General features: G+C 69.8%; 4 protein-coding genes. All 4 read right to left on the bottom strand.

Features of this window, described 5'->3' with window-relative positions; translation table 11 throughout:
* Window positions 1–191 precede the first annotated feature (191 nt).
* The gene (locus IEZ31_RS42785) at window positions 192–1211 is read right to left on the bottom strand and encodes a TIGR00341 family protein (protein ID WP_229836622.1); all 1020 of its coding nucleotides are present in this window, start codon (window positions 1209–1211) and stop codon (window positions 192–194) included.
* A 12-nt stretch (window positions 1212–1223) separates the two neighbouring features.
* Window positions 1224–3059 carry a glycoside hydrolase family 15 protein gene (locus tag IEZ31_RS42780; protein WP_190255866.1) on the bottom strand — a complete coding sequence of 612 codons (1836 nt, stop codon included), beginning with the start codon at window positions 3057–3059 and terminating at the stop codon, window positions 1224–1226.
* A 200-nt stretch (window positions 3060–3259) separates the two neighbouring features.
* Window positions 3260–3865: an HdeD family acid-resistance protein gene (locus IEZ31_RS42775; RefSeq protein WP_190255865.1), complete on the bottom strand. Its 606-nt coding sequence runs from the start codon at window positions 3863–3865 to the stop codon at window positions 3260–3262.
* Window positions 3866–4353: 488 nt separating this feature from the next.
* Window positions 4354–8451 carry an nSTAND1 domain-containing NTPase gene (locus IEZ31_RS42770; RefSeq protein WP_190255864.1) on the bottom strand — a complete coding sequence of 1366 codons (4098 nt, stop codon included), beginning with the start codon at window positions 8449–8451 and terminating at the stop codon, window positions 4354–4356.
* Window positions 8452–8671 lie beyond the last annotated feature (220 nt).

Genomic DNA, 8671 nt, shown 5'->3' with positions numbered 1-8671 from the left:
CTGACCGCGCACCTCGGGCTGTGGCTGGCCGCCGCGTTCGGCGTCTGCTTCGCCACCGGCCTGCTCAGCCATGCGATTGGCTCGCCGCGGCACTGTGGCCGTCCTGCGCGCCCGGCGGGCCCGGCGCCAGCAGGACCGGTGATCCGGCAGGTCGCCGCGGCCGGCGTCGACCCAGACCGCCTGCCGGTTGCTCAGCGGACGGTGCCCGCGTCGATCCGCTGTCCGTTGGACACGTTGAGGACGATCCGGACTCCCGTCGGCACTTGGCCGTGGAGCGCATTGAGCAGGTTTCCGACTGGTGGGAGCTGCTGCGGTGCGAGGATGTCGATCGTCGCGGTGTGCGCGGCAATGGTGACCCCGCGGACTTCGGCGCCAGGAACGGCACCGACCCAACGGGTGGCGGCGGCGGTGATCCGGTTTGTCCACGCGTTGACCAGGAGGTTGGCCGCGGTGTTGGCGCCGAGGGGGACGAGGACCAGCACCATCATCAGTGCGATGGTCGCGTAGGCCCGGGTGACCCGGGCGGCTTTCCAGGCGTAGCCGTAACCGGCGAACACCGCAGTGCCGGCGAGGACCAGGGACAGCACGTTCGACGCGAACAGCACCGATGCGCCGGCAGCGAGCGCGAACTCACCCTGCCCGAGGCAGATCCCGGCCACCGCGAGGGGCGGCACCAACGAGATGGCGATGGCAACACCCGGTAGCACGTCGCTGACATCGCGCCGGGACAGCCCCACTGCCCCGGCCAGTCCGGTGGCGACCGCGGCGACCAGATCGGCGAGCCGTGGTGACGTGCGCCCGGACACCTGTGTGTTGGCGAGGAGGTTCTCGCCGCCCGGTACCGCGAGCGAGGCGATCACCCCGACACCGACGACTACGAAGAGACCGAGCGCGACGACACCGGCCGAGCGCAGCAGCAGGCGCCGGTCGGCCGTCACGATGCCCAGTGCCATGCCCATGATCGGCCTCGACAGCGGCGCGATGATCATCGCGCCGATCACGGTCGCGGTCGAGTCGGCCAGCACTCCGGCGCTGGCGATCACCGCTGAGATGACCAGCATCGACCAGAACGCGGACCGCTTCGAGGCCCGGTCCCTGCCGGCGAGGTCGAGCTGGTCGGCCAGCTCGCCGAGCGGCTTGCGCTGCGCGGCCGGCAACAGTCGGGACCACCAGCCGCCGCGCGCCGGCTCCTGCGCCTCGCCGGTGGTCACGGCCGGCGCCGGTCACGCGACGGTCGTGGTGACACCGTGGTCGAGTCGGTGGTTGAGGCGGATCGCAGTGTTGATCAGCGACAGGTGGCTGAACGCCTGCGGGAAGTTGCCGAGCTGCTCGCCGGTGAGGCCGATCTCCTCGGCGTACAGCCCGAGTGGGTTGGCGTAGGTCAGCATCTTGTCGAGCACCAGTCGTGCCTCGGTGAGCCGTCCGGCCTCGGCGAGCGCATCGACGTACCAGAAGGTGCACAGCGAGAAGGTGCCTTCGTGGCCGCGCAGACCGTCGGGCGATGCGGCCGGGTTGTATCGGTAGACGAGGCTGTCGGAGACCAGTTCGCGGTCGATGGCGTCCAGCGTGGACAGCCACATCGGGTCGGTGGGTGCGATGAAGCCCAGCTGCGGCATGAGCAGCAGCGCCGCGTCGAGCACGTCGGAGCCGTAGTGCTGGGTGAAGCTGGCCGTGTCGGGATTCCAGGCGCGGCTCATGATCTGGCGGTAGATGTTGTCGCGTTCGGTCGCCCACCGCGCTATCTCCCCTGGTCGGCCCCGGTCGACGGCGAGTCTGATCGCCCGGTCGAACGCCACCCAGCTCTGGAACCGGCCGTAGGTGAAGTCCTTGCGCCCGCCGCGAGTCTCCCAGATGCCCTCCTCGGGCTGATCCCAGTGCTCGCAGAGCCAGTCGATGATCCGGGCGATGCTCATCCAGCCCTGGTAGGCCATGCCCTGGCCCTGGCTGTCGGCCCGATGCAGCGCGTCGAGCGCCTCACCGTAGACGTCGAGCTGCAGCTGGTCGGCGGCGTCGTTGCCGATCCGCACCGGCCGGGAACCCCGCCAGCCCTCGAAGTGCTCGAGCGTCTCCTCGGTCAGATCCGACGAACCGTCGACCCGGTACATGATCTTCAGCGGGCCGGACCCGGTACCGGAGCTCTCGACGGTGCGGTCGCGCAGCCAACCCCCGAACGCCGCCGCTTCCTCGACGTAGCCGAGGCCGAGCAGCGCGCGCACCGAGAACGAGCCGTCGCGGATCCACGTGTACCGGTAGTCCCAGTTGCGTTCGCCGCCGGTGAGCTCGGGCAGCCCCGCGGTCGGCGCGGCGACCGGTGCGCCGGTCGGTGCGTAGGTCAGCAGTTTGAGGGTGATCGCGGACCTGGCGACCGTCTCCCGCCAGCGTCCGCGGTAGGTGGAGGCGTTGACCCAGTCGCGCCAGTACCGCGCGGTGTCGGCACCGAGCCGCTCCAACTCGGCGACCGGCAGCCGGGTCGGACGACCGCCCATGGATTCGAGCACGACACCGGCGATCTGCCCTTCGCGCAGGGTTCGGGCCATGTGCAGGTCGTCGCCGTCGCGCTGGAGGTCACGGTCATGTTCCGCGACGCCGACCGGGTGGACGGTCAGCTCCAGTCCATCGGCGGCGAAGACAGCGCCGTCGCTGGACAGGTCGAGTTTGTGTGGCGCACGGCCGTAGTCGAACCTGGGCCTGATGTCGATGGTGAAGCGCATGGTGCCGCGCACCGTCCGCATCATCCGCACCAGGCGGTGCCGGTCGGTGGCCACCGCCCCGGCGATGGGCATGAAGTCGACGACCTCGCCGACGCCTTCAGGGGTCATGAACCGCGTGATCAGCATCCCCGTGTCCGGCAGGTACAACTGGCGGCTCACGCAGTTCACGGTGTCGGGTGCGATCCGGAAGTACCCGCCCCGGTCAGCGTCCAGCAGCGCCGCGAACACGCTCGGCGAGTCGAACCGTGGGCAGCACCACCAGTCCACCGTCCCGTCCCCGCTGACCAGCGCCGCGGTCTGCAGGTCGCCGATGAGCCCATGGTCACTGATGTCCGGGTAACGGTTCACAACAAATCCCCTGCCGGTCGACACGTGGGTACCGTCCACGATCACCTGCGACGAAGGCGCTCGCCTCGCCCGCAGCGAACGAACCACGGTCCGACGCCCGGCCCCCGAAGACTCGACAGGCACCAGCTCGACCGGTAGGCCGGCAGCTGCCCGAGCACCGCCGAGTGCGGGTCCGGGTCAGGACGCCGCCGGCGGCTTCCTCAGCGCGGGTGAGTCTCCGCCTCCGGCGACGGGCCCGACTCGACCGCCCGCAGCCGCAGTGCGAGGGCGACCTCACCGGCACCGATCAGCACCGCGCCGATGCCGCTGACCAGCACCAACGCCGTCAACGACGGCCCGGGCCAGAGCATGAACGCGACGCCGACCAGCACCGAGACGACGCCGAGCACGCTCAGCCAGCCCCGCGTCGACTCTTTCGCCGGCATGGCGACGAGCAGCATCGCAAAGCCGCTCAGCAACCACGCCAGGCCGAGCAGCGTGGCCAGTACCACCACCCCACCGCCCGCGTTGCGCACACACGTGATCCCAGCCGCCAGCAGCACCACCGCCATGACACCGGCCAGCAACCGCCGCGACGAACTGGTGTCCGACCGCAACGCCGTCACCGCCCGCATCACGCCGAGCGCGATGAGCCAGACCCCGGCCACGATACCGAGCAGGCGCAGCGTCTGGCCGGGCCAGACGAGCACCGCCAGGCCGAACAGCGCCGTGACGACGCCGAGCATCAGCACCTGCAGATAGTCCTCGGCGAACACCGAGGACCGGTCCTTCCGGGCACCACGCTGATACCAGTGCGTCGTCGTCATCGTCCACCCCTCCCGGTGCTGCGGATCACCGACACATCTCGTCTTCAACCGTTCGGCGACGTCGAGCGACGGCACTCACCCCGCAGGCATGGTCCGGGGTCATCGTTGCGTCATCCCGCGCGGATGGTGTGACGGATCGCCTCGAGACCCGAGGATCGGCCGGTGCCGTCCCGCCAGCCTGCGGACGCCGCGCCGGGCAGCAAGCTCACCGACGTGTGGGGCCGCAAGCGGTGCCTGGTGGCGGGACCGGCCCGCTCATCGGCGGCCTCATCACCTGCCTCGTCACCTGGCGAGCCTCGTTCCTCACATCGGCTACCCTGCGACAGATCGCGGCATAACCCGGTGTCCACATCCCGGGGGGAAGCCCACGGGCTCTGTCTCACCAGGCCCTGCCAGACAGGGCGACCCGGACGCCGCTCGCCTGCGAGCGGTCGCGGTATGACCGCCGGCCGGCACGAGCATCATTCTTCTGTACGCGCCGAGCGCCGTCACTGGCTTGCCGGGCAGGTCGCCACATAGGGCAGGCTCCCGACGTACTCCGACCATTGGCCCGGGGTCAGCCCGCCGCCCGCTCTGGCACATGCGTGGTCGGCTGGATGCGCCAGAATCTCCAGCGTCGGGCCGAGATCCCAGTAGAGCACGGCGGAGGCGTTGCTCGCGCCCGCTATGGCTCGGCCGTCGCCGGTGATGGCGGCGGAGACGACGAGATAGCCGGCCGTGCTCAATGGCTGGCCAATCTGCTGCGGCTTGTCGGGGTTGCTGACGTCATAGGAGATGATGCCGTCGTTCGCTGCCGAGGTGAGAACGTTGCCAGTACGGCTCCAGGCCAGCGACCACACGCCGACATAATGGTCGGTGAGCGCCGGCGCGCGGGGGTAGGCCCAGGCCGGGTCGCTGACATTCCACAACCTGACCGTGCGATCGAAGCTTCCACTGGCCAGTGTCTTCCCGTCGGGGCTGAACACCACCGATTCGACAAAGTCGGTGTGCACGCGTATCGGCTCGCCGAACTGCTTCACGGCCGTTGGCTCGGTGATATCCCACAGCATGACGGAGTAGTCGAGGCTGCCGGTGGCGAGCGTGTGCCCGTCGGGGCTGAACGCGATGGTCTCCACGGTGTTCGTATGACCTTCTAGCGGCGCGCCAAGCTGGCGGGGCCGCGCGGGGTCGCTGACGTCCCAGAGGCGAACCGTCCTGTCCAGGGCGGACGTTGCGAGCAACCGACCGTCCGGGCTGAAGACCGCTTTCTCGACCGTGTTGGTGTGCCCGGTCAACGGCGCGCCGATCCGGCGGGGGTTGGTCTTGCTGGTGATGTCCCACAGCGACGCCGTCTTGTCCGTGCCCGAGGTGGCGAGCATATGCCCGTCGGGGCTGAAGGAGACCGATCGGACCTCGCCGTCGTTGGCGGCGAATGGCCGGCCCAGCATCGCCGGACGGCGCGGGTCGCTGGTGTCCCAGAGGGTGACGGAGTGGTCTGCGCTACCGGCGGCCAGGGTCACCCCGTCTGGTGCGATGGCGACGCTGCGCATGGCGCCGGGTCCGCTGCTCATAACCGTGGGACGGTTCCGCACATCCCACAACATGGCGGTCTTGTCGCCGCTGGCCGATGCCAGCTTCGTGCCGTCGTCGCTGAACGCGGCGGAGAATACCCAGTTGGTGTGCGCCATGAGGGTGGCGTTGCCGCTGGGGGTTGCTGGGTCAGCGAGATCCCAGAGTGCGATTGTGCGGTCGGCGCCGGCAACGGCGAGCATGCGCGCGTCGCGGGTGAGCGCGACGGAGCGCACGGCCGAGCCGCTGTACAGGGATTGACCCACGCGCTTGGGATGTTGCTGGTCGCGGATGTCCCACAGGGTGGCGGTGTGGTCGTAGGAGCCGACGGCGAGCAGGCCAGCGTCACCGCCGAAGGCGACGGAGGAGACCGAGTCGGAGGGTCCGGTGAGTGGTTTACCGAGGACACGGGGGCGGGCCGGGTCACGGATGTCCCAGAGAATCACCGTCCGGTCGGCGCTGCCGGTGGCCATGGTGGTGCCGTCGTCGGTGAACGCGACGGACCCCACCCAGCCTTGATGGGCGGTGAGTGGCTGGCCGAGCTGGCGGGGCCGGGACGGATCGGTGACGTCCCACAGAATGACGCGCTGATCGAGACCGGCGGTGGCGAGCAGGTGCCCGTCCCTGGTGAAGGCGACCGCGTAGAGGCTGTCGGTGTGGGCGGTTATGGGCTGGCCGAGGCGTTCGGGATGAGCCGGGTCGCTGACGTCCCACAAGATGACCGTCTTGTCGAGGCTGGCGGTCGCCAGCGTCCGGCCGTCCCTGGTGAACGCGACGGCCCATACCGTGCCGGTGTGACCTGTCAATGGTGGGCCCCACGGCTTGGCGCGGGTCGGGTCGCGTACATCCCACAGCCGCACGGTCTTGTCTGAGCTCGCTGTGGCGAGGGTGGCGCCGTCGCCGGTGAATGCGACGCTGTATACGCCGTCGTCGTGTCCGACGAGGGTCTGCATATAGCGAGTCGCAGTAACGATCTTGGCGAGGTTGGATCCGGCTTCCGGGTCTGAGCTGATGGTCTTCGCCGCGAGAGCCATCCGCAATGAGAGTTGTGGATCTTTGTCGAAGTTGACGCGGGATTCGGCGATGAGCTGGCGGGCTGTGGCGAGGCGGCGCTGCTGCTCGGCAGCGTCGCGCTGCTTTGTCGCGTTGCGTTGCATGACGACCGCAACAGCGGCGGCAGCCAGGGCGAGCGCGAGGAGGCTGGCGAGCACGGTGGTCGATCGGGTGCGGCGGCGGCGATCGTAGCGCATGCTCGCTTGCAGGAAGCGCCGGGCCGCGTCACCGATGTCGAGCTTCTCGGTGACTAGGGCGCGTCGCTGCAGCCGCAGGCGGGCGAGCATGGTGGCTGCGGCCCGGGCGGGCCGGCGCAGGCGCGCGCCCAGCAACTCCACGGCATTAGCCAGGCGGGTGCGTTCCCACAGGTGTTTCGACCGGTGCTCGTCATTTTCCCAATCGGCGGCCGCCCGCTCGATCTCGGTGCGCGCCCGCAGTGCCGCGCCTGCCGCGGCGATGGCGTTGGCCAACGGTGGCCAGGCGGTGAGGAACGCCTCGTGGGTAACGCCAATGGTGACCTGGCCGTCGACATCGCCCGTGGACAGCAGGCGCAGGTCGGCGAAGACATCGAGTCCACTGCGCACGTCGGCGGGTAGCTCGTCGTAGGGGACGCGTCGGCGGGTGGGCCGGCCGTGGTCGTCCACGGTGACCAGCCGCAGCAGGTCCGCGGTGACGGCGGAGGCTGACCGGCCGGTCCTCGCACACGCCGCCGCCAGCGCGGCGTCGGCCTGCCCCGTCAGCGCGCCGGTGACACCGCCGAGTTCGTCGTAGCGGCGCGTGGAGAGCTGCCCGCCACGCTGGACCCCTTCCGATAGCTGCTGCAGTGTGTACGCGAGCAGCGGCAGCGCCTCGCCCGTGCGGGTGTCGGCGACGAGGCGCCGGACAAGTTCTTCCTCGACGGTGATGCCGGCCACGCGGGCCGGGCCGGTGATGACGGACTCGAGCGCGTCGGAGCTGAGCGGGCGCATGGCGTAGGGGCGTAGCGGAATACCGGCGAGGTCGGGCGCGGCGATGATCGGTTCGAGGAATTCCGGCCGCATCGTGGCAACCATGCTGACGACGTCCACCGCCGAGCGGGTGAACAGGGCAGCGAAGCGGCGACGCTGTTCGGGTGCGGTCTGAGTGAGGATCTCCTCCATCTGGTCGATGGCGATCAGCAGGCGACGGCGGCGCTGGCGGCCGGACGCGGCGACGAGAACGTCGTCGGCGACGCTGGCGAGGCCGTCGGCGGCCTCGAGCCGGGATTGGACGCCGGCGACGGTCCACCGCAGGTCGAGCTGGCTGGCCTGCACCGCCAGCTCCCGCGCGAGCGCGCGCACGGGGTCTGTGCCCGGGACGAAGGTGGGCACGGTCCACCACCCGGTCTCCAGCGACATCGCCGGGAGCAAACCAGCTCGCAGCAGGGAGGACTTGCCGCTGCCGGACGGCCCGACGATGGTGATCAGTTCCCCGGTGGCCTGCTGTGCCGGTGACCGCAGCAGCGCCGATAGCGCAGCGACGTCGTGCTGGCGTCCGAAGAAGACCCCTTGGCGGTCCGGTTCGAACGCACTGAGTCCCGGATACGGGCTGCGGCCATCCGGCCATCCTGCTCCGCCAGAGGCGCTGGCGGTGCGGAGGACCTCTGCGAGCACGTCCAGCGCATGGCCCGTGTCGCCGAAGTCCTCGTGTTGGACCGCTTCCAGCAGCGGATGCAGCATTCCCGCCACCATGGAAAGCGGGATTACCCGGCTGCCCAGCATCTCCGCCGCCGCCACCTCGATGCCGCACCACTGGCTGGCTACATACGCCGGTGACACCAGGCACACCACGACGTCAGCCCAGCGTAGCCGCTGGTAAAGGGTTTGTTTCCACACCTCGCCGGCGCGGATGCCGTCGCGGGGATCAAGGTCGAGGAACACTTCGTGGCCGTGCTCGGACAGCCCGCGATGCAGTGCCCTTGCGGCTGCAGTATCGGCGCTCGAGTGGCTCAAGAAGATGCGGACCAACCCAACCTCCGTGAGTTCGAGGTCACCCGACGCGTGAGGTCAGATTATGTGCGCGGCCGTCGATGCGATCTCCGCCAGAAGGGCAGGAATTCTTGACCCATCTGGGTCCTCAGCAACGCCGGTCCATCGCTGCAGCCAGGTTCGGATCCCACGGTGTCACCGCAGCCCAGCCGGCGAGATCGTCACTGTCCGTGCCAGTTCGAGCGGTGGCTCCCGACCT

The sequence above is a fragment of the Dactylosporangium sucinum genome, from assembly GCF_014647515.1.
Lineage (GTDB): Bacteria > Actinomycetota > Actinomycetes > Mycobacteriales > Micromonosporaceae > Dactylosporangium > Dactylosporangium sucinum.
The sequence above is the reverse complement of the archived record's forward strand: the minus strand, read 5'-3'. Positions and strand labels throughout refer to the sequence as shown.

Excerpts from the sequence above, each read along its gene's own strand:
- IEZ31_RS42775 (WP_190255865.1), bottom strand. The coding sequence starts at position 3,865 with ATGACGACGACGCACTGGTATCAGCGTGGTGCCCGGAAGGACCGGTCC.